At 64.3% G+C, this 26,906-nt stretch carries 23 protein-coding genes and 1 other RNA gene; 12 read left to right on the top strand and 12 right to left on the bottom strand.

What is annotated here, in order from left to right; translation table 11 throughout:
• Window positions 1-75 precede the first annotated feature (75 nt).
• A complete protein-coding gene (gene rnd / locus ACH5N8_RS03065; protein ID WP_483282458.1) occupies window positions 76-1,206 on the top strand; it encodes a ribonuclease D in 1,131 nt (376 codons plus the stop codon).
• Window positions 1,199-2,800, top strand: a complete 1,602-nt coding sequence (locus ACH5N8_RS03060) for a bifunctional aminoglycoside phosphotransferase/ATP-binding protein (protein ID WP_483282457.1) — start codon at window positions 1,199-1,201, stop codon at window positions 2,798-2,800. Before rnd ends, ACH5N8_RS03060 begins: the two co-directional genes overlap by 8 nt.
• Here ACH5N8_RS03060 and ACH5N8_RS03055 read toward each other — a convergent pair.
• The 11 genes from ACH5N8_RS03055 to ACH5N8_RS03005 form a co-directional block, all read right to left on the bottom strand.
• Window positions 2,763-3,722, bottom strand: coding sequence for a beta-propeller fold lactonase family protein (locus tag ACH5N8_RS03055; RefSeq protein ID WP_483282456.1), 960 nt, complete (start codon window positions 3,720-3,722; stop codon window positions 2,763-2,765). The genes ACH5N8_RS03060 and ACH5N8_RS03055 overlap by 38 nt on opposite strands.
• A gap of 44 nt (window positions 3,723-3,766) precedes the next feature.
• A complete protein-coding gene (locus ACH5N8_RS03050) occupies window positions 3,767-4,303 on the bottom strand; it encodes an SRPBCC family protein (RefSeq protein ID WP_460028261.1) in 537 nt (178 codons plus the stop codon).
• Window positions 4,304-4,366: 63 nt separating this feature from the next.
• Window positions 4,367-5,809, bottom strand: a complete 1,443-nt coding sequence (gene sbcB / locus ACH5N8_RS03045; RefSeq protein WP_483282455.1) for an exodeoxyribonuclease I — start codon at window positions 5,807-5,809, stop codon at window positions 4,367-4,369.
• 38 nt (window positions 5,810-5,847) lie between these two features.
• A complete protein-coding gene (locus ACH5N8_RS03040; protein WP_460028263.1) occupies window positions 5,848-6,243 on the bottom strand; it encodes a CBS domain-containing protein in 396 nt (131 codons plus the stop codon).
• 57 nt (window positions 6,244-6,300) lie between these two features.
• Complete coding sequence (nqrM, locus tag ACH5N8_RS03035; protein ID WP_483282454.1) at window positions 6,301-6,486, bottom strand: (Na+)-NQR maturation NqrM; 186 nt, start codon at window positions 6,484-6,486, stop codon at window positions 6,301-6,303.
• A 129-nt stretch (window positions 6,487-6,615) separates the two neighbouring features.
• The gene (gene nqrF, locus ACH5N8_RS03030; protein ID WP_460028265.1) at window positions 6,616-7,836 is read right to left on the bottom strand and encodes an NADH:ubiquinone reductase (Na(+)-transporting) subunit F; all 1,221 of its coding nucleotides are present in this window, start codon (window positions 7,834-7,836) and stop codon (window positions 6,616-6,618) included.
• An 18-nt stretch (window positions 7,837-7,854) separates the two neighbouring features.
• Window positions 7,855-8,463, bottom strand: a complete 609-nt coding sequence (gene nqrE, locus ACH5N8_RS03025; RefSeq protein WP_483282453.1) for an NADH:ubiquinone reductase (Na(+)-transporting) subunit E — start codon at window positions 8,461-8,463, stop codon at window positions 7,855-7,857.
• 1 nt (window position 8,464) lies between these two features.
• Window positions 8,465-9,142: an NADH:ubiquinone reductase (Na(+)-transporting) subunit D gene (locus ACH5N8_RS03020; protein WP_460028267.1), complete on the bottom strand. Its 678-nt coding sequence runs from the start codon at window positions 9,140-9,142 to the stop codon at window positions 8,465-8,467.
• Between the two features lie 4 nt (window positions 9,143-9,146).
• Window positions 9,147-10,061, bottom strand: coding sequence for a Na(+)-translocating NADH-quinone reductase subunit C (locus tag ACH5N8_RS03015; protein ID WP_483282452.1), 915 nt, complete (start codon window positions 10,059-10,061; stop codon window positions 9,147-9,149).
• Window positions 10,062-10,065: 4 nt separating this feature from the next.
• Window positions 10,066-11,271 carry an NADH:ubiquinone reductase (Na(+)-transporting) subunit B gene (locus ACH5N8_RS03010; protein WP_483282451.1) on the bottom strand — a complete coding sequence of 402 codons (1,206 nt, stop codon included), beginning with the start codon at window positions 11,269-11,271 and terminating at the stop codon, window positions 10,066-10,068.
• A complete protein-coding gene (locus tag ACH5N8_RS03005) occupies window positions 11,271-12,629 on the bottom strand; it encodes a Na(+)-translocating NADH-quinone reductase subunit A (RefSeq protein WP_483282450.1) in 1,359 nt (452 codons plus the stop codon). The genes ACH5N8_RS03010 and ACH5N8_RS03005 overlap by 1 nt, the downstream gene beginning before the upstream one ends.
• Before the next feature lie 442 nt (window positions 12,630-13,071).
• Between ACH5N8_RS03005 and rnpB the strand changes: the two genes are divergently transcribed.
• The 10 genes from rnpB (at window position 13,072) to ACH5N8_RS02955 (ending at window position 23,305) form a co-directional block, all read left to right on the top strand.
• Window positions 13,072-13,445: RNase P RNA component class A (gene rnpB, locus ACH5N8_RS03000), an RNA gene on the top strand.
• A 161-nt stretch (window positions 13,446-13,606) separates the two neighbouring features.
• Window positions 13,607-16,276 (top strand): YbcC family protein, encoded by a 2,670-nt coding sequence (locus ACH5N8_RS02995; protein ID WP_483282449.1) that lies wholly within the window; start codon window positions 13,607-13,609, stop codon window positions 16,274-16,276.
• Window positions 16,273-18,153: a proton-conducting transporter transmembrane domain-containing protein gene (locus ACH5N8_RS02990; RefSeq protein WP_483282448.1), complete on the top strand. Its 1,881-nt coding sequence runs from the start codon at window positions 16,273-16,275 to the stop codon at window positions 18,151-18,153. Before ACH5N8_RS02995 ends, ACH5N8_RS02990 begins: the two co-directional genes overlap by 4 nt.
• A gap of 63 nt (window positions 18,154-18,216) precedes the next feature.
• Window positions 18,217-18,954, top strand: a complete 738-nt coding sequence (locus ACH5N8_RS02985; protein WP_483282447.1) for a DUF2490 domain-containing protein — start codon at window positions 18,217-18,219, stop codon at window positions 18,952-18,954.
• Window positions 18,955-18,996: 42 nt separating this feature from the next.
• Window positions 18,997-20,391: a sigma-54-dependent transcriptional regulator gene (locus ACH5N8_RS02980; protein ID WP_483282446.1), complete on the top strand. Its 1,395-nt coding sequence runs from the start codon at window positions 18,997-18,999 to the stop codon at window positions 20,389-20,391.
• Window positions 20,392-20,460: 69 nt separating this feature from the next.
• Window positions 20,461-20,769: a c-type cytochrome gene (locus ACH5N8_RS02975; RefSeq protein WP_460028275.1), complete on the top strand. Its 309-nt coding sequence runs from the start codon at window positions 20,461-20,463 to the stop codon at window positions 20,767-20,769.
• Between the two features lie 137 nt (window positions 20,770-20,906).
• Window positions 20,907-21,455, top strand: coding sequence for a hypothetical protein (locus ACH5N8_RS02970; RefSeq protein WP_460028276.1), 549 nt, complete (start codon window positions 20,907-20,909; stop codon window positions 21,453-21,455).
• Between the two features lie 173 nt (window positions 21,456-21,628).
• Window positions 21,629-22,420: a hypothetical protein gene (locus tag ACH5N8_RS02965; RefSeq protein ID WP_483282445.1), complete on the top strand. Its 792-nt coding sequence runs from the start codon at window positions 21,629-21,631 to the stop codon at window positions 22,418-22,420.
• Between the two features lie 2 nt (window positions 22,421-22,422).
• On the top strand, window positions 22,423-22,836 hold the full coding sequence (gene arfB / locus ACH5N8_RS02960) for an alternative ribosome rescue aminoacyl-tRNA hydrolase ArfB (RefSeq protein ID WP_483282444.1): 414 nt from the start codon (window positions 22,423-22,425) through the stop codon (window positions 22,834-22,836).
• Between the two features lie 91 nt (window positions 22,837-22,927).
• Window positions 22,928-23,305, top strand: coding sequence for a YajD family HNH nuclease (locus ACH5N8_RS02955; protein WP_483282443.1), 378 nt, complete (start codon window positions 22,928-22,930; stop codon window positions 23,303-23,305).
• Between the two features lie 14 nt (window positions 23,306-23,319).
• Here the strand turns inward: ACH5N8_RS02955 and ACH5N8_RS02950 are convergent, their stop codons facing one another.
• A complete protein-coding gene (locus ACH5N8_RS02950; protein WP_483282442.1) occupies window positions 23,320-26,580 on the bottom strand; it encodes a PAS domain-containing hybrid sensor histidine kinase/response regulator in 3,261 nt (1,086 codons plus the stop codon).
• Window positions 26,581-26,906 lie beyond the last annotated feature (326 nt).

Below are 26,906 nucleotides of genomic sequence, written 5' to 3'. Positions count from 1 at the left end.
ATGGCCGGCAGCCAAGTGACAATCGGGTGATAATCCAATGGCGAGATCGCGTGATTCAAAGCCAGCCATTCCCCTATGACGTCCTCTCCTGCCCCGCAACTCATCGACCACGATGACGCACTGAACCAGCTCGTCGAGAGGCTTGGGCCGCTCCCAGCCTTTGCCCTGGATACCGAGTTCGTACGCGAGCGCACCTACTATCCTGCCTTCTGTTTGCTGCAGATTGCGACGGATGATCTGGTTGCGTGTGTGGACCCGCTCCGGCTTCGCTCGCTGGAGCCGCTGTGCGCGCTGCTAATGGATCCCCGCATCGTCAAGGTCGTGCATTCGGGACGCCAGGACATGGAGGTACTGCTCCGGTACTTCGGTCAACTGCCCAGAAACCTCTGCGACACCCAGATAGCCGCCGGACTTGCAGGTCATGCCGAGCAGTGCGGCTATGCCAGTCTGGTCGAGCGCCTGTTTGGCCATCGGCTCCCCAAGACCCATACCCGCACCGACTGGTCGCGCCGCCCCCTGAGCCCCGAGCAGATCCAGTATGCCGGCGAGGATGTCGCCTACCTGCTGCCCGCCTATCGCAGGCTGGAAACCGAGCTCAGCGAGCAGGGCCGGTGGGACTGGGTACGACAGGATTCCGAAGCCCTGCTGGGCCCCGGGCTTTACGACATGTCCCCCGAGCTTGCCTGGAAACGCGTCGCCAGCGCCCAGCCACTGACAGGCGCGGCACTGGTCAGGTTCAAGGCCTTGGCAACCTGGCGCGAGCGGTCGGCCCAGCGTCTCGATATCCCGCGCAACTGGATCCTCCGCGACGAGACCCTCCATGAACTCACACTGTCCCGCCAAGGCAAGGATGCCGAGCTGCCCCGTGCCCGCGGCATCGGCAACGCTGCTCAGCAGCAGCTGCTGAGGGAGTTACGCGTGGTACTGGCCGACCATCCATGCCCGCCACTGGAAGTGCCGCTGTCGAACTGGCCCCGTCCGGACCCCGCACAGAAGGCATTGATGGCGAAAATGACCAGCGAGGTACGCCGCATCGCGGAACAGCTCGGCATCGCCCCCGCCTTGCTGGCATCCCGGCGCGACCTTGAGCAGCTGCTCGAGAATCCGGCATCCTCGCGCCTGCTCAAGGGGTGGCGACACGAGATCGTTGGCCTTCCCCTGCGGCGGATCGTCGGCAATACCGCTGCGGAAACCGGTCATGGATAGGTCGCAGCAGCCGACGCTTATCCAGGCTCTGCTCAACCCCGCGCTTTATCCCGGACAGAACGGCGGCGACCGGCCTGTCGAACTGATTGAAACCCATATCTCCTGGGTCATCCTGGCCGGACGCCATGCCTACAAGATCAAGAAGCCGGTGAGCTTCGGCTTCCTGGACTTCTCGACACTGGAACGGCGCCAATGGGCTTGCGAACAGGAAATCGAGATCAACCAACGCTATGCCCCGGATCTTTACCTACGCACGGTGGCCATCACCGGAACCGAGCGGAGTCCTGTCATCGGCGGCCAAGGTCCCGTTCTCGATTACGCGGTGGTGATGCGCCGCTTCGAGCCGGCACAGACGTTCGACCACCTTGCGCAAAACGGCCAGTTACAGGTCGGTCAGGTAGCCGAACTGGCCGAAGAGATTGCCCGCCTGCATCTGCGGCTCCCGCCACTTCCGGAAGCTGTCGCCAAGTATGCACGGGACAGGTCGGATCACTTTGTGGCCGCCAATTTTTCGGTGCTGACGCCCTTCGTGCGCGACTCCCGGGAAGAGTCCCTGCTGGCGCAGCTACAGGATTGGTCGCGCACGGCCCGCGAACGCCTGGGCTGCCAGCTTGAACAACGGATTGAGGGTGGCCACTTCAAGGAGTGCCATGGGGACCTGCATCTCGGCAACGTGGTACTCCTGGATGGTAGGCCGCGACTGTTCGACGGCATCGAATTCAATGCCGATCTGCGCCAGATCGACACCCTCAACGAAGCCGCATTCACGATGATGGACCTCGAGATGCAGGCCGAGCCGCATCTCGCCTGTGGCTTTCTCGACCGCTACCTGTCGATAAGCGGGGATCATGCCGGGATCGCCCTTATGGATTACTATCGACTGTACCGAGCGATGGTGCGCGCCAAAGTCGCCGCGTTGCGATGCGCTCAGGTCGAGTCCACCGGAGAAAAGCAGCGGCAACGGGAAGCAGTCAGCCGCCACATCGATTATGGCCATTGGCTGATAAAGCCCCGCCCAAAGCGACTAATCATCCTGCACGGACTATCCGGGAGCGGAAAATCGCATCTGGCCAGAGCCCTGACCTGGACCCTGCCGGCGCTCTGCGTACGCTCCGACAACGAACGCAAGCGACCGACCGCCGCACCACCACGGTACAGCGAGGCGGCCAGGGACAACGTGTATCGACACATCCTGGCGTTGGCGGAATTGCTGCTCGGCAGCGGGCAATCGGTGATCGTCGACGCCACCTTTCTCAAGCGCGCCCACCGCGAACAGGCGCGGGCTCTCGCCCACCGGGCCGGGGCAATCTTCACGCTGCTCGACTGCCGGGCATCCGAAGCCATCCTGCAGGACCGCATCCGGCAGCGGATGCAACAGGGCGGCGATCCCTCCGATGCCACGCTGGACGTGCTTGAACGGCAACGCCATCAGCAGGAGCCGCTGCAAATCGACGAACAGACGACCGCCATCGGCCTTGACATGGAAACGGTGGATGCCGACCAGCTGGCCGAACGACTGCGCCTGCCTGGCCTGGCGCCGCCCCGGCACCAGACGTTTAGGGCGAAGTCGCTGCCGGAGGGCTGGCCGGGATGAATTCGCCGAAGGCCCGGCTACCGTTGCCTGTGGCAATGGTCTTGACGACACGCAGGGCATCGGCATCCACCACGGAAACGCTGTTGTCGAACCAGTTGGCCACATAAAGATGCCGATCGTCGGGATGCCGGGCGATTCCCTCCGGATACTCGCCGACCGGGAGGGTTTTCACCACCTCCAGCCGTTCGGCATCGATCACGGAAATCGTGCTGTCGTATTGGTTGGTGACGAATATCCGCCGGCCGCCAAGAGCGCTGGCCAAGGCATAGGGGCGCTCGCCCACCCGCACCGATCCCACCACCCTCAGGCTGCGCAGATCCAGCACGGTGACATCGTTGCTCTCGACATTGGCGGTATACAAACGCTGGCGGTGCTCGTCCAGCAACAAACCGAAAGGATGCCGACCCACACCGATCGACCTGTCCACCGACAGGGTAAGAGCATTGACCACCGACACGGTGTTGTCTTCCCGGTCTGCCACATAAACCCTGGCGCCGTCGCCGCTGACGACGATCCCAGCCGGATAATGGCCAACCGGCACCCGCTTCAGGATAGTGTGGTCGCCGAGATCCAGCACAGAAACGAAGTGCCCGTAGAAATCCGCAACGTAGACACGCGAGCCGGCGGGATCCAGCGCGATCCCCAGCGGGCCGTCACCGACAGGCCAGCGCTCCTTCAGCGTCAGGTGCTGCCCGTCGATCAGCGCAACATCCCGACTCCCGGGATTAGTCACCCAGACCTGGGCACCATCCCGGCTGACAGCCACGCCTGCCGGGTCCTTGCCGACTGCAATGGTGCGCACCACCTGACCGGTGGCGGTGTCGATGACGGAGACGTTATCAGCCTTCTGATTGGTAATGAAGGCATAGGGCTCGGCTGCCAGCCCGCCCATCCATAAAAAGAGGGCGGCGGCCTGCGCCAACGCCCTCTTTTCCAAAGCGAAACCGAGAACCGGCCGCATGGAGTTCAGTGTTTCTCGGCAACCGCCTTGAGGTTGGCCAGCGACTCCTTGACGACCTTTTCGATGGCAGCCTTGGCCGCCGCCTCGTTCTGGCCTTCCGGCGGATTGTTGTTCAGGAACCAGCGGTAGAAGGCGGCATCCCATTCCACCTTGGTGCCTGACCCGCTGGCCTCAACCGAAATCTTGGCCGAGTAATTGTTCACGGGCAGCACGGCCGGGTCGGTGGGATCGATGATCTTGTACTGGACCACCTTCTTATCGGCATCGTAATTCTTCAACTCCTCCTTGATCACGCCACCGCTCGGCTTGAGCTTCAGCTCGCGGGTCGCTCCCTTCTCGTTACCGCCCTGAGCCGTGGTGCTCTCGACGGCCGGCATCCATTTTTCGGGGTGCGCGAAGTCTCCCACCAGAGCCCAGACGACATCGGGTGATGCGGCAACCTCGACCGCCTCGCTGAGCTTCTCGCGCGTGGGGCCATGCGCATCGGCCAGACCGACCCAGAACAAGGAGGATGCCGCGAACAGGGGCAGGAATTTCTTCATGGAGTTCTCCCAGATACGAGGTAAAAAAACGGCCCGAAGTATACGGCAAAACAGCCACCGGGGTTACAGGGGAAGGGTTTGGCGATATGTCTCCAGTTCCTGGACCACCCGACGCTGCGAATCGGAGAGCGGCGTCTGCTCCAGTTCGCGCAGCCGCCGGTCGAACTGCTCCAGCGTCAGGCTGTTGCCGGGGATCTCGCCCGTGAGTCGGGCCCGGCAGAAGTCCGCCCATATCCGTTGCTCGGCGGAATCCAGGCTTTCGGGAAAGTTTCGGCCGCGGTAGCGAAACAGAAGCTCCGGCAGGCGGGGATCCTGGAACGATGTCGCTTCGCGGGCCAGCCGCTCGCCAGACAGCTGGGTCAATCGCTCCAGTTCGCGCCGATCCGAATCGGGGATGAAGCCCCGGTAAAGCATCAGATCGGGATCGTCATCCTGTGGCGGCCTGGCATCGCCCGCGACGATCGCCTGGATCTTGGGAGCCAGACCCGGGGCGCCCCGCAACCTTGCCAGATGTCGCCAGCAGGTATCCAGATCGAGGCCCAGGCGCTCCGCATCTTCCGGCCGGACAACCTGCAGGGGCGCTAACGCCGGGGATTTGTTGAGATGCACGGTCTTCAGGGGCAGCCGTTCCACCCCCTCCGGAAGCAACGCCCGCGGCGTGAAGAGACGCTGGCGCAGAATCTCGGGCTCGAGCGTCAACAGGGGCTCGGGATCAACCGTGAGGTCGTAGCAGACGATGCCGTTGCTGTTTGCCGGATCACGGGCCAGAGCCACGACTATGGCGCAACAGCCACGCTCGACCGGAAAACGGGAGGAAACGTGAACCAGCGGTCGCTGCTCGCCCAACGCCAGCAGCCTGGCCGCCTGGGCCTTGGCGCGATGCTTCAGCAGAAAGTCGAACAGCCGGGGTTGCCGGTCGCGCAGCAGCCGAGCCAGCGCGATGGTCGCCTGTACGTCGCTGAGTGCGTCATGGGCGGCATCATGGGCAAGACCGTTCGCTTCCGTCAGCCGTTCCAGCTTGAAACTGACCCGGCCCTCCTCGTCCCTGGGCCAGACCATGCCCTCCGGCCTGAGCGCATAAGCCATGCGCACCACATCGATCAGATCCCAGCGCGAGTTGCCATTGCGCCATTCCCTGGCATAGGGATCCATCAGATTGCGATACAACGCGTACCGGGTGACTTCGTCGTCGAAGCGGATGTTGTTGTAACCGACCACGCAGGTCCCGGGAACGGAGAACGCCGCGTTGATCGCGCGCATGAAATCCGCCTCGCACAGGCCGCGCTCGCGAACCTGCAACGGCGTGATGCCGGTGATCAGGCAGGCATCGGGCTGGGGAAGGCTATCGGGACTTAGCCGGCAGTGCAGAACGGTTGGCTCGGCGATCGAATCGAGCCGGCTGTCCGTGCGCAGCCCGGCAAACTGGACCGCCCTGTCGCGGGCGGGATCGGCGCCGAAGGTCTCGTAGTCGTACCAATAAAAGGTTTCGCCCTGACTGCCGTCCATTGCCTTCGGACGCGATCACCAACAGCGCGGCAACCGGATCACCAGTTGGTGACCAGCGCTCTCAGAATATCGACCCGGCTGATCACACCGACCAGCTTGCCATCTTCCATGACCGGCAACTGGCGCAAGTTCGAGTTGGCGAACACCTCGGCCAGCTCGACGATACTGGTGTTGGCGTCCACGCTGCGGACATCGGTGGTCATCATGTCGCCGACCTTGCCCGGTAGCTCCTCGAAATAGGAAGCGTTGGCAACGGCCTTCATGCAATCCAGTTCCGAGAACAGTCCCAGCAGCCTGCCGCCACCACCCACCACCGGGGCCCCGGTAATCTTGTGTGCGATCAGTTCCTTGATGGCGCCGAAGACATCCGTATCCGACTGGAAAACCAGCGGGTTACGGGTCATGTATTCGCGCACGGTCAATTTTGCCAGCATGGTTGAACCCCCTTGTTCATGGACCCAGCGGACGGACAGCCCGCCCTTGTTATCGACTTATTGATTCTGCGCCATCGCCTCGAGCTTGCGGCGTTTCTCGCACTTCTGGGTACAGATGCACTCGCCGCCATTGTTGACGCCGCCACAGCTGCCCTTGATGGCCCCGCGCCCGAACATCACGCCGACGGACATCAGCGCGATGACGACACCGATGATGAGAAATGTGGTCATAAATAAGGTCATGGTTGCCTCCTGTTCTTCTGCGGTCGACGACCGATTCCAGGCACGGATGGTCCGTGCGACTTTACTCTTTTCTCACGAAAAAAAAAGCGGAGACCGGTGTCTCCGCTTGATTCTCGATAGTCCCGCCTGTCAGCCGCCGAAATCGTCGAGCATGATGTTCTCGCGCTCGACACCGATGTCCAGCAGCATTTTGATGACGGCCGCATTCATCATGGGCGGTCCGCACATGTAGTACTCGCAATCCTCGGGGGCGGGGTGGTTCTTCAGATAGTTCTCGTAGAGAACGTTGTGTATGAACCCGGTGTAGCCCGTCCAGTTGTCCTCGGGTTTCGGCTCGGACAAGGCGATATGCCACTCGAAGTTGGGATTCTCCCGCTGCAGCATGTTGAAGTCGTCCACATAGAACATTTCCCGGAGACTTCTTGCCCCATACCAGAAGGTCATCTTCCGCTTGGTCTTGATGCGACGCAGCTGGTCGAAGATATGCGAGCGCATCGGCGCCATGCCCGCGCCACCGCCGATGAAGACCATCTCGTTATTGGTCTCGCGGGCGAAGAACTCGCCGAAGGGACCTGAGATGACCACCTTGTCGCCCGGCTTCAGATTGAAGATGTAGGACGACATCACGCCCGGCGATATGCCCTTGGCCCCGGGAGGCGGTGTGGCGATACGCACGTTGAGCATGATGATGTCGCTCTCCTCCGGGTAGTTGGCCATGGAGTAGGCGCGGATGGCCGGTTCCTTGACCACGGACTCGTACTGCCAGATGTTGTACTTGTCCCAATCATCACGGAATTTTTCCTCGATATCGAAATCCGTGAACCTGGCCTGGTAAGGCGGACATTCGATCTGGATGTAGCCCCCGGCGCGGAAATCGACCTTCTCACCCTTGGGCAGTTCCAGCACCAGCTCCTTGATGAAGGTTGCGACGTTATGGTTGGAGCGTACCGTGGTCACCCATTTCTTGACGCCAAAGACCTCGTCATGGACATGGATCTTCATGTCCTGCTTGACAGTGACCTGACAGGCCAGACGATCGCCCGCCGCCGCCTCGCGCTTGGTGATGTGGGAAAGCTCGGTCGGCAGGATATCGCCACCGCCCTCGTGTACCTTTACCCGGCACTGGGCACAGGTTCCGCCACCGCCACAGGCCGAGGAAACGAACAGGTTGTTGTCAGCCAGTGCGGTCAGGAGCTTGGAGCCTATCGGCACATGGATGGTCTTTTCGTCGTTGATCAGGATGTCGACATTGCCTTCGGCGACCAGCTTGGACTTGGCGCCCAGGATGACGAACACCAGCGCAACAACGATGAAGGTGAAGAACAGTACACCCAGGATGATTTCCAACATGGTTTCTTACCCTGCTCCTTAGAGTTGTATGCCGGAGAACGCCATGAAACCCAGCGCCATCAGCCCGGCCGTGATAAAGGTGATGCCGAGACCGCGAAGACCCGGGGGCACATCGCTGTACTTCAGCTTTTCACGCACACCGGCCATGGCAGTGATGGCCAGCGCCCAGCCGAAGCCACTGCCGACGCCGTAGACCACGCTTTCCTTGAAGTTGTAGTCGCGCTCGATCATGAACAGCGAACCGGCGAGAATGGCGCAGTTCACCGTGATCAGCGGCAGGAAGATGCCGAGGGCGTTGTAGAGCGCCGGGAAGAACCGGTCCAGCACCATTTCCAGGATCTGCACGATGGCGGCGATCACGCCGATACAGGCCATCAGCGCAATGAAGCTGAGATCCACACCCTGGATGCCGGCCCAGCTGAGGGCATTCTCCTTCAGCAGGTACGAGTAGATCAGGTTGTTCGCGGGTACGGTCAAGGTCTGCACGATGACCACGGCAATACCGAGGCCCACGGCGGTTTCGATCTTCTTGGAAACGGCGATGAAGGTGCACATCCCCAGGAAGAAGGACAGCGCCATGTTCTCGATGAAGACCGACTTGATGAACAGATTGATATAGACTTCCATCTCAGTGAGCCTCCCCGTGTGCGATGCCATGTGCCGGCTGGATGGCGAAATCGGCCTTTTCGACCTGCTTGGGCTTCCAGGTTCTCACCGCCCAGATGATCAGGCCGATGAGGAAGAAGGCGCTGGGCGGCAGCAACAAGAGACCGTTCGGCACGTACCAGCCGCCATCCTTGACCAGCGGGAGCACATCGATGCCGAGCAGCTTGCCGGAACCGAACAGCTCGCGAATGGTGGCGACGGTGATCAGGATCAGGCTGTAACCCAGACCATTGCCGATGCCGTCGAGGAAGCTTTCCCACGGCGGATTTTTCATCGCGTAGGCTTCGGCGCGCCCCATCACGATGCAGTTGGTAATTATCAGCCCGACGAACACCGACAGCTGCTTGCTGATTTCATAGGCGAATGCCTTCAGCAGCTGGTCGACCACGATCACCAGCGAGGCGATGATCACCATCTGCGCGATGATGCGGATGCTGCTGGGGACATGATTGCGAATGAAGGCGATGCCCGCACTGGAGCAGGCCGTCACCGAGGTCAGCGCCAAGCTCATGATCAGCGCCGTGGACAGCTGGGACGTTACCGCCAGAGCCGAACAGATACCCAGCACCTGCAGCGTGATGGGATTGTTGTCGACCAGCGGCTCGACGAGAACCTTCTTGTTTTCTTCGGTGAGTTCCATAGTTTCAACCTCTTGCGGATCTAAGCTTGGCCAGATACAGGCCGTAACCGTCCTTGCCCATCCAGTACTGGACCAGATTGCTGACACCGCGACTGGTGAGCGTGGCTCCGGCCAGTGCATCCACCTGGTATTCCGAACCCGGCTTGGCAGAATCGACCGAGCCCTTGACCAGACCCAGGGCCACTTCGCCGATCTCGATGGTTTGCCCCTTCTCGCTCAGGTTGCTCTCGTGAACCTCCTTGCCCGAAAAGTTGTAAACCTTCTTGCCTTTCCAGAGAGCCTTCCATTTCGGGTTGACGACCTCGCCGCCAAGACCGGGGGTTTCCGCCTGATCGTAGAGGTTCATCCCGACCACGGTCTGGCCATCGGCCTCGAGCGCCATGAAACCGTACATGGTCGACCACAAGCCGTAGCCGTTGACCGGCAGGATGACCGACTTGAGCTTGTTGCCCTCCTTGACCAGGTAGACCTTGGCATATTTCGGCTTGCGCTTGATGCTGGCGATATCCTTGTCCGCAGGAATGGCCTCGCTACTGGCGGGTTCCTTGGCCGCCTTCCACTGGTCATAGGTGCTCGCGTCGATGTTGTCGACGTACTCACCGGTCGCCAGATCGACGATGCGGGTCTCGATGTTCTTGAACGCCGCGTCGACATCCATGCCCTTCTGGTACAGCTCGGCGACTTCGAGGATGTTGACTTTTTCGTCCTTGGACTTGTTCCACTCCTGCAGGGGCCGCAGGATCACGGCCGAACCCGATACCACCACGGCACCGACCAGGCAAAGGGCCAGGGCCACCGCCACGGTTTTCTTGAAACTGTCGTTCGGCAGTTCCAGATAGGGCTGGGCGTAGACCTGGACGGTCTCGACATAACCGGTGAGTTTCTGCTTGAAGCCCACGGCTTCGGGAGTGCTATTCACGGTCTCAGGCATAGCGCTTTACCCTCCTGGCTATGTTGATCTTGATGACGGCATAATCGATCAGCGGCGCGAAGATGTTGGCGAACAGGATCGCCAGCATGATGCCTTCGGGGAAAGCCGGGTTGACGACCCGGATCAGTACGGTCATGAAACCAATCAGCGCCCCGAATATCCAGCGACCGGTATTGGTATGGGCTGCGCTGACCGGATCGGTGGCCATGTACACGGTACCGAAAGCGAAACCGCCCAAGGTCAGGTGCCAGTACCACGGCATCGCGAACATCGCGTCGGACGAACTGCCGATGATATTGAACAGGGTCGAAGTGGCGATCATGCCGATCATCACGCCGGCCATGATGCGCCAGTTGGCAATGCGGGTATAGATGAGGAATACGGCACCGATCAGGCAGGCCAGGGTGGAGGTCTCGCCCATCGAGCCCTGCTCGAAGCCCAGGAAGGTGGACCACCAGGAAATGCCCGCGTCACGGATGGCCTGAATGCCCCCCATGGCGGCGTGACCCAAGGCCGTGGCGCCGGTGAAACCGTCGACCGCCGTCCATACCGCATCACCGGACATCGAGGCGGGATATGCAAAATACAGGAACGCGCGGCCGGTCAGGGCCGGGTTGAGGAAGTTCTTGCCGGTTCCGCCGAACACCTCCTTGCCGATCACCACGCCAAAGGAAATACCCAACGCCACCTGCCACAGGGGAGTGCTCGGGGGCAAGGTCAGCGCGTAGAGTATTGAGGACACGAAGAAGCCCTCGTTGACATCGTGCTTGCGCACGACGGCAAACAGCACCTCCCAGATACCGCCCGCCACCAGCGTCACGATGTAGACCGGCAGGAAGTACATGGCCCCGTGGACCAGATCGGACAGGGGGTTGTAGGGATTGTGACCGAACAGATTGACGACCACGCCGCGCCAGCCGGGCACTTCGCCAAGCCCCAGCGCCTGCATGGCGGCATTGGCCTGATAACCGGTATTGAACAGCGCCATCAGCATGCATGGCAGGGCGGCGATCCAGACATAGGTCATGACCCGCTTGAGGTCGATGGCGTCGCGGACATGAGTGGCGCCGGCCGTCACATCGGGTGGACTGTACAGGAACGTGTCCACCATCTCGTAGACGGGATAAAGCTTTTCGAAGCGTCCACCCTTCACGAAGTGAGGATGGAGCTTATCCAGGAATTCGCGGGTACTGGCCATTAGCCCTCCTTCTCAATTTGGGTCAGGTTCTTGCGCAGGACCGGTCCAAAGTCATGCTTGCCGGGATCCACGAACGTACACAGGGACAGATCCTCCTCGTCCAGTTCCAGCGCGCCCAGTGCCTGCGCCATGTCGGTGTCGCCAACGATGAGGTAGCGCAGCAGCTGGGTCGGCAGGATATCCAGCGGCACGACGTCCTCGAACACACCCACCGGCACGATGGCACGGGGACTACCGTACTTGTTCGTATTGAAGCTGAACTTGCGGCCGCGCATTTTCGGCAGACTGGTCAGCAGCACATTCAGGAACGAGTACTTGTTGCCGGTCGGCGCCACCCAGCCCATGAACTCGCGATCATGATTCTCGGCAATCACCGAGACCTGATTGTGGAAGCGCCCTAGATAATCGGACCAGCCTTCCGCCTGGCGGCCATGCAGCACGGAACCGGAAATGACGCGCGGCGTGTCCCCGTCCTTGAGCTGCCCGCGGACCAGATCGGACAGGCAGGCGCCAGCCCGGGTCTTGAGCAGCCGCGGGTGGCTAACCATGGAGCCTGCCAGGGAAACGACACGCTCGACGTTCAGCCTGCCCGTCGTGAACAGGCTGCCGATCGCCATCACGGACTGATAATCCAGATGCCAGACGGTCTTGTTCGGCCCCACCGGATCCAGGTAGTGGATATGCGTACCGACCAGACCGGCGGGATGCGGGCCCTCGAACTCGACGACCTGCAACGACGCCAGTTCCGGCACCGCGATGTCCGCGCCCGGAGACTTGCACAGAAAAACGCGCCCCTCGGTCAGCTTGGCGATGACCATCAGGCCATTCTGGAAGTCGGCGGAGCGCTCGGCGATGACGACTTCCGGCCTGGCCGCGAGCGGGCTGGTGTCGATGGCCGTCACAAACAGGGAATGCGGCGTCGAGGCGGGATTCGGCACCCGGCTGTAGGGACGGGTACGCAGCGTGGTCCACAAGCCCGATGCCAGAAGGTTCTCGCGGATCTGCTCACCGGTCAGGGTCGCCAGCTTGGCGGCGGCATAGGCCTTGAACTTCACGGCGTCGTTGCCGCTCAGCTCGATGACGACCGAATTGAGCGCCCGCCGCTCGCCGCGGTTGATGGCCTTGACCACGCCGGCACCCGGGGCGGTATAGACAACCTCCGGGTACTGCTTGTCCGCGAACAGCACATCACCCAGCTTTACCTTGTCGCCCTCGGCCACTTTCATGGACGGTTTCAGCCCGACGTAGTCAGGCCCAAGCAGGGCAACCGACCTAACGGCACCGCCGTTGCCGTAGATGACCTGTTCCGGCTCGCCCGCAATGGGCAAGTCCAGACCTTTTTTCGTGTTGATTTGCATAGGCAAGCCCAATAGAACGCAAAAACTATAGGCACAACAATCGCCGCCAGGAATGAGGAAAGGCCGCGACTGAAACGTTGAATTTCTTGAAGTTTGGCTCCATTGCCTGGCCAGGCGGCACCCGTGCTGACGGCACAAATGCCCCACCGGAACCCGCCCACGCATCGACTGGCGCAAGAACCCGCGAACAACGGCTAAAACGCCGAAATTAAATCACAAACACCCGGCAAGCTCAATGAAACGCAAGCCGCCCCACGACACCCGACAGACCCCGGCGATGGCATCGCCCTGACGCGGGCATCAACCGGGCACTGCCGCCATTGCCAGCAGATGGATTCGCCGCGAAACCAATCATACACAGCAGGCACGATCCCGTCTCTCCGCGGCAAGCCAGCCGCGCCCGGGCTGGCCAAACACCGGCAAGTTCCCTAGACTGCGGCCAGGAGTCGGCCAGGCAGCCACTCTCCCGGCGCATGCGCCGGGGGGGAGGAAAGTCCGGGCTTCGGAGGACAGGACGCCAGGTAACGCCTGGGGGGCGCGAGCCCACGGAAAGTGCCACAGAAAAGATACCGCCCGTCTGGCAACCGCCAGTGGGGTAAGGGTGAAATGGTGCGGTAAGAGCGCACCGCGCTTCCGGCAACGGAAGTGGCAGGGTAAACCCCGTCCGAAGCAAGACCAAATAGGGGGGCATCGGGGCTCGACCCCGGACGTGTGGTCCGCACGGCTCCCGGGTAGGTCGCTAGAGGCGCCGCGCGAGCGGCGTCCCAGATGAATGGCTGCCCACGACAGAACCCGGCTTATCGGCTGACTCCACCCCTCCCGTCACAGCACCCGCAACGCCACGCTCCCGGGCCGGCAGCACGCTGCCTGGTGGTTCTTTTGCCCCCTTGCCGAATCGCATCGACACAATACGACTCCGCGTCGCCCGAGCCATGTCAAGGACTTGACCGCACACCGGAGGATGGCACGCAAATCGCATGGAGCTCGGCATTACCGGCTCCGAGAACATCCTCACCATGACCCGCCATGCACTCGCGACCAGTCGACCCGCCAACCGGAACCCAGCCGGCGCGCCTGGAGTCCCCACCGCCAGCGTCGCTGACAACGGACCGGCGACCGGTATCCGCTTCCGGCTGGATGACGCCATCGACGGCATCGCCCGCTGGCTGCCCACCCAGAGCCCGCTGAAGGACTTCATTCATCACAATCCCCTGCATGTGCTGCAGAACCGTCCATTCCACGAGGCCGTCGCTCTGGCAGCGCAGGTTTACGGGGCGCGCAGCTACCTGCCCCTGAGCGACTACCAGGCCCGTCATCGGCGCGGGCGCATCCATGAGTTCGCCATCGATTGGGCGGTCGCGCGGAACGAACCCGACCCCGACCGGCGCATGGCACTGCGGGCATCGCTGTTCGCTGCCGATCCGGAAGCCCACTATCCGCCGCCCTCGCTGGCGCTGCATGGCATGCGCAAAACCTGGCTGACCCGCCTCGAAGTCAACCTCGATGCCCAGGTGCATCCCCTGCTGTTCCGGTTGACGGCCAATTTCCTCGACCAGGGCGTCAGCCGCTGGACCGTGGCCCGCCCGGGCGAATCGCTGTGGCCTTGCATCTGGCGCCTGGTCGAGGACAGCTTCATTCCGCTGTATCCGTTCGCCGAGCCGGAAGCGCGGTCGGTGATCCGCCTGCCGGTCGACGAGGCACTGCTGCATTGCCTGGAACGCATCGTCGGCGACGAAAGCCTCTACGGCGGCTACCTTCTCGAGATAGCACTGGCCCATCCCGGCTGGTCGGGCATGGTGCGCGTCATCGAGCGGTACCCGGACAGCCTGCTGTCACGCCGCGCCATCAGTCTCAAGGAATACCTGGCGGTCGAACTGGCGATGGAACTGGCGATCCTGAATCTCAGGCGCGGCCGCCAGTTCCGCTCCGTTTCGGCAACGCCCGGCATCGAGCAGTCGGATTCCTTCGCGACGGTGCTGAGCGAGGCAAAGGTTCCCCGCACGCTGCGGGTCTGGCACGAGGCGATGGAATTTTCGCTGCATGCCGAGCTGCTCCAGGCCCTGGGCCAAACACCCGCCGACCCGGACCGGCAGCGGCATCCACAGGTCCAGGCGCTGTTCTGCCTCGACGACCGGGAATGCTCGCTGCGGCGCCACCTGGAGGAAATCGACCCGGACATCGAGACGTTCGGTGTTGCCGGCTATTTCGGCATCGATTTCTTCTACAAGGGTAGCGACGACATCTACCCGGTCTCGCAATGTCCCGCATCTGTCAAGCCCGGCCATCTGGTGGTCGAGTCCGGCACTGGCGCAGTGCCGGCAAGGTCCCGCCCCCGCCTGCAACCCCTGCGGCGGCAGTCCTGGCTGCGCGGCTGGCTGCTGACCCAGACAGGAGGTCTCGGCTACGCGGCCAAGATGGCCTGGGACGTGTTCCGCCCGGGCGCCGAACTGCTCCGTCTGGGAAAGCTCGGCACGGTGGAATCCCACAGTCGCCTGCATCTCGTCCGCGAGACCGACCAACCGTCGGCGGACGGTCGCCTGCTGGGGTTCTCGCATGCGGAAATGGCCGATCGGCTCGAAAGCCTGCTGCGCAGTATCGGCCTGATAAAGGCATTCGCGCCGCTGGTGGTCGTGGTCGCGCACGGTTCCAGCAGCACCAACAACCCGCACTTCGCCGCCTACGATTGCGGCGCCTGCGCGGGCAAGCCCGGCGCACCCAATGCGCGCGCCTTCGCCGGCATGGCCAACGATGCAAAGGTGCGCAGCCTGCTGCGCGCCCGCGGCATCGACATCCCGCCCGCCACCCTGTTCGTGGCAGCCCTGCACGACACCAGCCGCGACCGGATCAGCTACCTCGACACCCAGAGCTGGCCCGACCCCGCCCCGGAATCCCTGTCGCGCTTCCGGACCACCATGGCGCTGGCGCTGCGGCGCAACGCGCACGAACGCTGCCGCTGGTTCGAGCTCGCCCCGAGCGCCCTCGGCAAGGCCGCGGCCATCGCCCATGTCAGGGCGCGCGCCGGCTCCATCTTCGAGCCGCGACCGGAGCTGAACCACTCGAACAACCTGTACTGCGTGGTCGGACGGCGCGCCCTGACGGCGGGACTGTTCCTGGACCGGCGCGCGTTCCTGCACTCCTACGACCCGTCGACGGATACCGACGGGTCCACGCTCGCGCGCATCCTGGCAACCGTGATGCCGGTCTGCGGCGGCATCAACCTGGAATACCTGTTCTCGCGCATCGACAACGCCATGTACGGAGCCGGCAGCAAGCTGCCGCACAACGTCGTCGGGCTCTTGGGCGTCGCCAACGGCATGGAGGGCGACCTGCGAACGGGGCTGCCGGCACAGATGATCGAGGTGCACGAGCCCGCGCGCCTCCTGATCGTTGTCGAGCAGATGACCAGCCTGCTGGATGCCGCCATCGCCCGGCTCGGATCGATGCGCGACTGGCTGGACAATGAGTGGGTCCGGCTGGCGGCGATCGACCCCGACACCCGCGCGAGCCGCCTGTACCGGTCCGGTGACTGGGAAGCGGTCCGGCTGCCCGAGGACTTCAGGACGCCCACGGCCCGCCACTCGCGCGACATCTATGCGGGACACACCGAGACCATACCGGTCCACCGGCTGACCGGGAGACGCGCATGAATCCGCTGATCCTGGCCTGCCAGCTGCTGCCGCTGGCCGGCATTCTGCTCATGCTGGTCGCGGGCCAGCGCGAAAGCCGCATCGCCCGGATCAGCCGCTGGACCACGCGCCTGCTGGGGCTGGCCGTCCTCGGGCTGCTGGCGACATGGGCACGGCTCGGCTTTCCCCGTCACGAATATCCCTGGCTGACACTGTTCCGCCAAGGCGACTATCAGCTGAGGATCCTGTTCTATTTCGACCACATCGGCGCCGTCTACCTGCTCTGCACCTGGCTGGTGTTCTCGGTCATCGTCCGCTATTGCCGCCATTACCTGCACCGGGAGCCGGGCTACCGTCGCTTCTTCGTCACCATCTTCGGCTTCATCTTCGGCGTCCAGCTGGTGATCTTTTCCGGCATGCTCGACCTGCTGTTCGCCGGCTGGGAAATTGTCGGCATCTCCTCGTTCCTGCTGATCGCCTTCTACCGTCACCGCTATCAGCCCATCCGCAACGCCCTGCGCGCCTACAGCATCTACCGGCTGTGCGATTTCGGGCTGCTGCTGGCGGCCCTGCTGATCGACCTGCTTCTCAAGGGCCACAACCATTTCAGCGAGCTGGCGGCGGCCATGGGCGACGGCTCGCCGCCGGCCGGCCAGCTGGCGCTGCTGGGTCTTTCCCTGCTGCTGATCCTGGCGGCAGCAGGCAAGTCGGCGCAGTTTCCCTTCTGCTTCTGGATTCCCCGCGCCATGGAAGGTCCGACCCCGTCCAGCGCCATGTTCTACGGCGCGCTGTCCATCCATCTCGGGGTGTTCCTGCTGTTGCGAACCCAGCCGATCTGGGCGTCCTCCTGGGCCGCCCGCCTGCTGATCGTCGTCATCGGCGGGCTCACGGTGCTGGTGGCGGTGCTGTCGGAGCAGATGCAGGCCAACATCAAGGGCCAGATCGCCTACGCCTCGATCGCCCAGGTGGGACTCATGTTCATCGAGCTGGGTCTCGGCTTCGAGGCCCTGGCGCTGATCCACTGCTTCGGCAATGCCTGCCTGCGCTGCTATCAGCTGCTGGTATCGCCCTCGGTGGTGACCTACCGGCTGCGGGAAGCCGGTGCCACCGACGTTGCCTTCGATCTGCGCACCAGCCCGATGGCGGCGTCGCTGCCACTGAGCCTGCGTGAAGCGCTGCCGGATGCGCTGCAGAACACGCTGCTGGTCGTCGCCCTGCAGGAGTTCAACCTTGAAATGCGGGTACGCGCCTTGCTGTGGGATTCCTTCCGCGCCCTGGGGCTGCGCCTGGGCCGGCTCGGCAGCCGGGTCCGCCATGGCGGGATCGTGGCCGCGGTGGCGCTGATCCTCACCCTCGCGGCACTGGACCTGTCCCCCCGCCCCTACCTGGGCCTGCTTGCCGCCCTCGCCATGTGCTGTCTGGCGCTGCTGGCCTTCACCCGCAAACGGCAACCGCTGCGCACCTGGACCCAGGCCGGACTCAGCAGCCTGCTGGCGCCGGTGGCGACCTGGCTGGCGGGCGGGGATGCCCGCGGGTACGTGGAAATCTTCCTCGGCGGCATCCTGGGCGCCTGGCTGCTCGGCCTGTGGGTCATCCGGCGCATGGAGCAGTGCCATCCCGCCGGCGACAATCCGTTCCAGTTCCGCGGCATGGACGAGTGGCGCCCCGGCCTGGCCTTGCTGCTCCTGCTGGCATTCCTCGGACTGGTCGGTTTCCCGCTGACGCCGGCGTTTCTCGGCCAGGATCTGCTGCTGTACCACGTCAGCGGCGAGCACGCCTGGCTGGCCCCCTTGATCACGGTAGCGCTGGTGCTCAACGGCATCTCGCTCTCCGGCGTTTACATGCGGCTCTGCGCGGGACGCCCGACCGAGCTGCGCTCGGCGAGGCCAGCGTCATGACCCACAAAAGATTTCGGATCAATATAATCTGGCCAGCATCGCCTCACGGACACACCATCCCTCATGCCGACCAGACAGCCTCAACTCGCCCTGCGGATCACCCCGCTGCTCCTCGCCTGCCAGTCGCTGCCGGCTGCCGACACCCACGAAGGGACCGAACAGCTGTTCGGCACCTGGACCAACGTGATCGTCAACGGCCGGTTTGCCAAGGATTCGCCCTGGGTGTACTACGGCGACGTCTCCCTGCGAACGACCGAGACGGCGCGGCCGTTTCCACCCTCGGGACAGGAATATCAGGTCTCCAGCGTGATTACCCACGACGCCATCGGCTACCGCTTCGACGAGCATCACGCGCTGCATGTCGGCTACGCCTTCGCCTATGCCATACCGCCCCTGGCCCGCGAGCCCACCAATGAGAACCGGGCCTGGGAACAGTACACCTATGCCGCCACGACGCCGGCCGGCGCCTTCCAGTCCCGCTCCCGGCTCGAACAGCGCACCGTCAACGTCGGCTCCGGCACCGCCGTCCGCTTCCGGGAAATGTTGCGGTTATCCTATCCCCTGAACCCGTCCTGGTCCCTGGTGGGCTGGGACGAACTCTTCATCAACGCCAACACCGTGGACTGGGGACCGGTGGCCGGCTTCGACCAGAATCGCGTGTTCGTCGGCGTGGGCTACAAGTTCGATACCGCCTTCCGTACCGAGATCGGCTACATGAACCAGTACATCAACCGCGATCTGGTCTACGACCGCATCTTCAACGTGCTCTCGCTCAATCTGTACGTCGACGTACCGGACTGAGGAACAGCCGCCACCCCGACACCACCCAACCGCCTTCACTCCATGCCCAATACGCTACTCATCATCGAGGATGAACCCCTGCTCGGCAACGAGCTCAGCCGCCACTACAGCAAGGCCGGCTGGGAAGTCGAATGGGCCAACAACCTGGCCGAGGCGCGCCAGCTGCTGGAGGAACAGCATCTGGAACCCCTGCTGGTGCTGTCCGACATGAACCTGCCGGACGGCAACGCCCTGGACCTGATGGAAACCTACAAGGGCCGGCTGCCGCACGGCGAGTGGCTGTTCCTGACCGGCTATGGCAGCGTGCCCGAGTCGGTCCGGGCGCTGCGCCTGGGCGCCTACGAATTCCTCGAAAAGCCCTGCGAAATGGACCGGCTGGATCTGGTCATGGCCAGCGCCGCGCGCAGCGCCCTGGCGCAACGGCGCTTGCTCGAACAGGCCGAGATCGGCCACCGCAAGTACTCGCCGGAAACCTTCGTCGGCAAGAGCGCCCGCGCCCAGGAGGTCCGGGACATGCTGGCGCGGCTGACGCATGTGCCCTTCAGCGCGATCATCATTGCCGGCGAGACCGGCACCGGCAAGGGACTGGTCGCGCGCATCCTCCACCATGGCGGCAAGCGCGGCACCCAGCCGCTGGTCGAACTCAACTGCGCCGCCCTGCCGCGGGAAATCCTGGAGTCCGAGCTGTTCGGTCACGAGGCCGGCGCCTTCACCGGCGCCACCGGCCGCCACCGGGGACTGATCGAGCAGGCTGACGGCGGCACCCTGTTCCTGGACGAGATCGGCGAGATGCCGCTCGACCTCCAGGCGAAACTGCTCAAGGCCATCGAGGACCGCAAGTTCCGCCGTCTGGGCTCGGAGCGGGAAATCAAGGTCGACGTGCAAGTGCTGGCCGCCAGCCACCGCAACCTGGAGGAAATGGTGCGCGAAGGCACCTTCCGCAGCGACCTGTTCCATCGGCTCAGCGTCTTCAGGCTCAACCTGCCGCCACTGCGCGAGGTCAAGGATGACCTCGACGAGCTGGTGCCGCTGTTCGTCGCCGAGCTGAACGCCAAGGCCGGCAAGCAGGTGCGGGTCATCGCGGACAAGGTCTGGGCCGAGCTGCGCGCCCACGACTGGCCGGGCAACGTGCGCGAGCTGCGCAACGTGGTCGAGCGCTGCGTCCTGTTTGCCGATGGCCCCGTCTTTCCCGGCCAGTGGCTGCAACTGCCAAGCCGGCAGACGCCCTCGGGGCCCTTCATGCCGGGCGCGACGCCGGACGGGCTGTTCATACCGCTGGACGGCAGCATGGACCTCGACGACATGGACCGCTACATCATCGAGACCACGCTCAATCGCCATCACGGCAACGTCACCGGCGCCGCCCGCGCCCTGGGAACGACACGGGAAACGCTGCGCTACCGGGTGCGCAAGTACGGGCTGAAGGAGACTCCCTGAGGCCCGGCTTCCGGATGCGGGCTGCTGGTATAGTCTGAAGTCCCGGCACAACCGCAAGGAGTCCTCACCATGTCCAAACGTCCTGCCGCCCTGCCGGCCATCCCGGCCGGCGTCGTCCTGGCACTGCTGCTCGGCCAACCGGCCGCACAGGCACAGAATTTCGCCCGTGGCCAAGAGCTCTACAACCACCACTGCCAGTCCTGCCACGAGGACCTGATGCACGCCCGCAACCGCAAGCTCAAGACCCTGGATGCCCTGCGTGGACGGATCCGGGACTGGGCCTCGCACACCGGCAACCCGTGGACCCGCGAGGAGATCGAGGACGTGCTGTACTACCTCAACAAGAGCTTCTATCACTTCGACCAGAAGCCGCTGTGAAGTCAAGCCCGAAAAGTCATCGCGTGGGATAGAATGCCGCCTTGCGGCGACCGGTCCCGTCCGGGGACACCCGGCCGCGACACCCTGGCAGCCGCCCCGAGGCCATGCCGAGCAACCCACAAGAAGGACAACACATCATGAACAACCGCTCCGGAATCACTCGCCGCCTCCTGTCGGCATCCCTGCTGGCTTCCGTCATGCTGGCCGGCTGCAACATGACCCCCAAGCCGCTGACCCCCATTTCCGCCAACGATCCGGAAATGAAGGCGCTGGACGCCGACCGTGCCAAGTACCGCGAGAAGAAGGTGGCACTGATCGAGAAGGCCCTGAACCTGAGCTCGTCCGAGCATGACGGCTTCTGGCGCGAGTACTACGCCTACGAGGCCGAGCTCAAGAAAATCTACGACGAGCGCTACAGCATCATCCGCGACTACGCCGCCAATTACGACAACATGAACGACGACATCGCCGACAACCTGGCGCGCCGTTCACTCAAGATCCGCGACGACCGCAACGACCTGTTCCGCAAGTACTACGAGCGCATCAAGAAGGCCACCTCGGCCACCATCGCCGGCCAGTTCCTGCAGATCGAGAACGAACTCAACCTGCTGTCCGATCTCAAGATCAGCACCGAAACGCCAATCCTGCCGCGCGATGTCAATCCCGCAAGCGTCATGAAGAAGTGATGCCGGGCCGATCCGGCCAGCATGGGTAACGGCAGGCAAGGCGGCCTTAGAGGCCGCCTTCTCCATGACGGGCCGGCATCCCTGATCGCCCGGTTGCCATGACTCACGCACGAAGCGCCTGGCGCATGCCGGGCTGACGCCCCCACGCACGGCATGACCGCCCGGCAACCCGCATGAATCCGGCACCGGAGCCACCGCGCCGGACCATCATCCTGCTCGGCGCCAGCAACCTGGTGCGGGCTTTCCCGAAGCTGCCGGATCTGCTGCGCGGCGGGCTCGGAACACCACTGGACCTCGTCGTGGCGATGGGACATGGCCGCGCCTACGGCTCCTGGAGCCGGTTCGCGGGACGCGCCCTGCCCGGCATCCTCGGCTGCGGACTCTGGCAGCACCTGGCGGAACGATCCGGCCAGACACCGCCGCTGGCCGTCATCGCTGACCTGGGCAACGACCTGGTCTATGGCATATTGGCGGAGACCCTGCTCGACGGACTGGAGACCCTCCTGCGCCGGCTTCGGCATCGCGGCAGCAACAGCGTGCTGATGTCACTGCCGATGGCCAGCCTGGCCCGACTGACGCCGCTGCGCTTCGAACTGGCTCGGCGCCTGCTCTTTCCCGGCCATCCGGCCGAATGGTCCGGCCTGCAGAATGAAATCGCCCGGCTCGATGCCGGCATGCGGGCCCTGCACCAGCGCTACCGGACCGGCTGGGTGGAAACGCCGCCGGACTGGTATGGCTGGGACCCCATCCATATCCGCCGCTGCCGCCAGGCGGAAGCCTGGACCCGGGCATTCGGCCAATGGCAACCATGGCGCGACGGCCCCGTCGCCGCCCCCGCGCCGGGCTGGCGGGAGCGCCTGACCCTGCGCCGCCTGCGCCCGGCCGAACGCATCTGGCTGGGCCAGCGCCAGCTGACCCCGCAACCGGTGCGGAACGCCGACGGCTACCGCCTCTACCTGTATTGACCGTGCTGCGCATCGCGCCCGGCATCGCCCTGCCGCTGACAGACATCGTGTTCACCGCCGTCCGCGCCCAGGGTCCGGGCGGGCAGAACGTCAACAAGCTGGCCACCGCAGTTCAGCTGCGCTTCGACATCCGGGCCTCCAGCCTGCCCGAGGCGTACAAATGCGCCCTGCTGGAACTCGGCGACCGGCGACTGGCCCGGAACGGCACGATCGTCATCAAGGCCCAGACCCACAGCAGCCAGGAACGCAATCGCGCCGACGCGCTGGAGCGGCTGGTCTCGCTGATCCGGGCGACGGCGAAACCGGGCAAAATCCGCCAGCCGACGCGGCCCAGCCGCGCCGCCCGGGAAAGGCGCCTGAGCGACAAGAAACGGCGCGCCGACACCAAGCGGCAACGCACACGACTGGCCGATTGAGCGCCGCACGGCTATCTTTGCCGCTCGTATCGACCGGACCCCCGCGGTGCCGGTCGCACCCCCCCAACCTTCCAGCCGACAGGAGAAAACCATGGCCATACGACGCCGAGGCGGCCTCAACCACAGCAAGCTCGATCAGGTCGTCGCCAATGCCCGCCGCGACAAGGAGGAACGCGAGAAAGGCTACCGCGAGCGGGCGCTGAAGATGTATCCTTGGGTCTGCGGTCGCTGCACCCGCGAGTTCAACCAGCAGAACCTGCACGAGCTGACCGTCCACCACCGCAACCACAATCACGACGACAACCCGCTGGACGGCAGCAACTGGGAGTTGCTGTGCCTGTATTGCCATGACGACGAGCATTCCCGCTACAACAACGCCGGTCTTTACGGCGACGATCGCCCCGGCAACGGCACCGGCACAACCCACAAGGCCTTCGCCGGTCTGGAAGCCCTGCTGAAAAAAGCCTGAAGCCGGCGCCGCCGTCAGACCACGGCCGCCTCGCGCGCGCTGCCGAGATAGCGGGACAGCAGGTCCTGCAGGCGCGCCATGTCCAGCGGCTTGGCCAGAAAATCGTCGACCCCGGCCCGCAGCGCGGCCTCGCGCTCCTCGGCCAGCACCCCCGCCGTCAGCGCGATGACCGGCAGATGGGCGAGATCGGCGTCCCGGCGAATCTCGCGGGTGGCCGTGAGGCCGTCCATGACCGGCATCTGGATGTCCATCAGCACCACGTCGAAACCGTCGGGCGTGGCGCGCAGCCTGTCGAGCGCCTCCTGACCATCGGCGACCAGGGTCGTCAGGGCGCCCGCCTGCTGGAGCGCCCGTGCCAGCACCAGCAGGTTGATGCGATTGTCGTCGACCGCCAGCACCCGCAAGCCCGCGAGCCGGGCACCGACCGGCGACGGCGCTGCAACAGGCACCGGCGGCGATTCCCCGTCGCGCGCGAAGGGGAGTTCGAACCAGAAAGTGCTGCCCTGGCCCGGCCTGCTCTCGGCGCCGAGGGCTCCCCCCATCAGCGTCACCAGCCGCTGGCTGATCGCCAATCCCAGGCCGGTACCGCCGAAACGGCGGGTGATGCTGGCATCGCCCTGGCTGAACGGCTGGAACAGGCGGGACAACGCCTCGGGCGCCACGCCGATCCCGGTATCCCGCACCTCGAAGCGCAGGCGCACCGCATCGTCGGCCGAGGCCTGGGGCAGGATCACCAGCTCGACGCCGCCCGTCGCGGTGAACTTGATCGCGTTGCCCAAGAGATTGATGAGTATCTGCTCGATGCGGCGCGGATCGCCCCGCAGGGTGCCAAGCGCCGTCGCGGCCGGCGAATTGACGCGGAAATCCAGCCCCTTGGCGGCAGCCGAATTCTGGAACAGATGACGCACCCGCTCCAGCACCGTCGCCACGCTGAAGGCCTGCACATCGATGCGCAGCTGTCCCGCCTCGATCTTGGAGAAGTCGAGAATGTCGTCGATGATGTTGAGCAGCGCGTCGCCCGCCTCGCCAAGATGCCGGACCATGGTCAGCTGCCCGGGCGACAGGGGCTCGCGACTGAGCAGCTGCGCCAGCCCCAGCACGGCATTCATGGGCGTGCGGATCTCGTGGCTCATGTGGGCGAGGAACTGCGTCTTGGCGGCGCTGGCGGCGGCCAGCTGGGCGGTCCGCTCCTGGACCTTCTGCTCCAGCGAGAGGTTGAGCTCCCGCAGCGCCAGCTCGGCCTGCTTGCGCTCGGTGATGTCGTAGATGCAGCCGTGCCAGAGGATGCTGCCATCCGCCTCCCGTTCCGGCACGGAATCGCCGAATACCCAGCGCACCGCGCCATCCCCGCCCAGCACGCGATACTCCATCTGCCAGGGGGCCAGCGCCTCCGCCGAACGCCGGAGCGAGTCGCTGACCGGCGCAAGGTCCTGCGGATGCAGGGTGGCGAAGACCGGGGAGGCATCCTCCCTGACCGCCGCCGGCTCGACCCCGTAGATATTGCGGATGGCCTCGCTGGCATAGGGAAAACAGGAGCTGCCGTCCGGCCGCAGCCGGTACTGGAAGATGATCCCGGGCACCCGTGCGGCCATCTTGCGCAGCCGGTCGTTCGTCTCCTGCAGCAACCGGGTCTTGGCTTGCAGCTCCTGCTGCGCCTGCTTACGTTCGGTGATGTCGCTGACCACCCCTTCCATGCGCAGCGGCTGGCCGGCGGCATTCCGGTAGACGCGGCCCACGCCGAGTATCCAGTGCTCGGAGCCATCGGGCCAGACGACGCGGTACTCCTTCTCGTAGTGGACACCGCGCTCCAGGGAGGCGCGGATCGCGGCATCGACGCTTTCGCGGTCGTCCGGATGCAGGGCGGCCAAAAACCCTTCGTACCGCAACGGTCTGCCGGGAGGCGCGCCGAACAGTTCGCACATGTAATCGGACCAGAGAAGCACATTCGACGGGATGTCCCAGTGCCAGGTGCCCAGCCTCGCCCCGTCGATGGCCAGCATGAGCTTCTCCCGGCTTTCCCGGATCTGGCGCTCGGCCTGCTTGCGTTCGGTGACGTCGACATGGGTGCCGACCACTCGCACCGGATCGCCCCGCGAGTCGCGCTCGACGACCCGGCCGCGGCTCAATATCCAGCGGTAGGCGCCACTGCTCGCCCGCATGCGCAGCTCCAGCTCGTAATGCCCTGCCGACCGGAGTTCCCGCTGGATGCGGCCGATGACCGCCTTGCGCTCGCGACGCGACAGCAGGGCGACCGCATGCGGGAGAAGATTGCGGTCCCCCATCGGGCGCTCGTAGCCCAGCATGCGGAAGAAGGCATCGTTGGCATAGAACTCGCCGGTCACCGGGCTCCAGTCCCAGAGACCATCCCGGGTGGCTTCCATCGCCAGCCGCAGCCGTTCGGAGGTCCTGACCAGCGCCTCGGTCTTGTTCTCCAGTTCCCGGGCCCGCCGGGCCACCAGCAGCTCCAGCTGATCCCGGTGCCGCTCCAGTTCCAGCTGGGCCTCCATGCGCTCGGTAATATCCTTGACAGTCCCGATCAGGCACCAGGCCTGCCCATCCCGGCATTCGAAGCTGCCCCAGGCGTCGACCCAGCGTATCTGCCCGTCCCGGGGCCGGATGATGCGGTACTGGTGATGCAGGTTCCGCCGGCCTTGCGCCGCCTGCGTGAATTCGGCGGTGGCCTTGTGCCGATCCTCGGGATGCACCAGACGGCTCCAATTCTCGACTGTTCGGTCGAAATCCTGGTCGATACCCAGCACCTCGTCAAGCATGGGCGAACTGACCCAGCGCTGGGCCTGGATGTCGGTAACGTAATAGCCGAGCTGCGCCATGCGCTGGGCGACTTCGAGAAAATGGGTACGCAGCCTGAGTTCGGCCTCGGCCGCCTTGCGCGCGGTGATGTCCTCGAACAGCGTGTAGACGCCGGCGGGTGGCTGGCCATCCCCGGTGTCGATCGGGACCGACTTGATGTTGATCCAGGTCAGCGCCTCCCCCCGCGGGCTGCGGATCCCCATCACCACGTCGTTGACCGCCTGCCCGGTCCTCAGCGTCACCATGGCCGGATGCTCGCATCCCGGAAAGGGCGAGCCATCCTCGCGGACCGCATGCCAGCCGGAATCCGCCGATGTCCTGCCGCGCATCTGGTCGAGAGACAGGCCGAGTATCCGCTCGGCGGCGGGATTCGCGCCGACGATGGCGCCGACAGCATCCTGGATCACGATACCCAACGGTATCGAATCGAACAGAATGCCGCTTTCCGGATACAGGCATGGCATGTCTCGGGTGACTTTCGTTCGCAAGAGCACCTCGAAAGGGAGTTGACGTGGAGACGATCGCGATCGCGGGAACACAACCGTGCCCGGGCGCCCGGGCATGGCCACGCATGTGGGAGACCGCCGGCATTTCCTGCGGCTTGCCCGGATACCACCCGCCCAAGGGCACGGTACATAAGCCTTGCAGCTATTTATCCTGTAATTTTAGGCTGGAGGAAAAGGCGGAAGTTCTGCCAAATACTGACCATCGGAAATGGCGGATCCATGGCCGGAGGGCAGGTTGCCGCAAGGGCACAGCGGGCACGCGCCTCGGGCAGGCGCGCCGGCGC

It is taken from the genome of Methyloparacoccus sp. NF-16 (genome assembly GCF_056880625.1).
The sequence above is the reverse complement of the archived record's forward strand: the minus strand, read 5'-3'. Positions and strand labels throughout refer to the sequence as shown.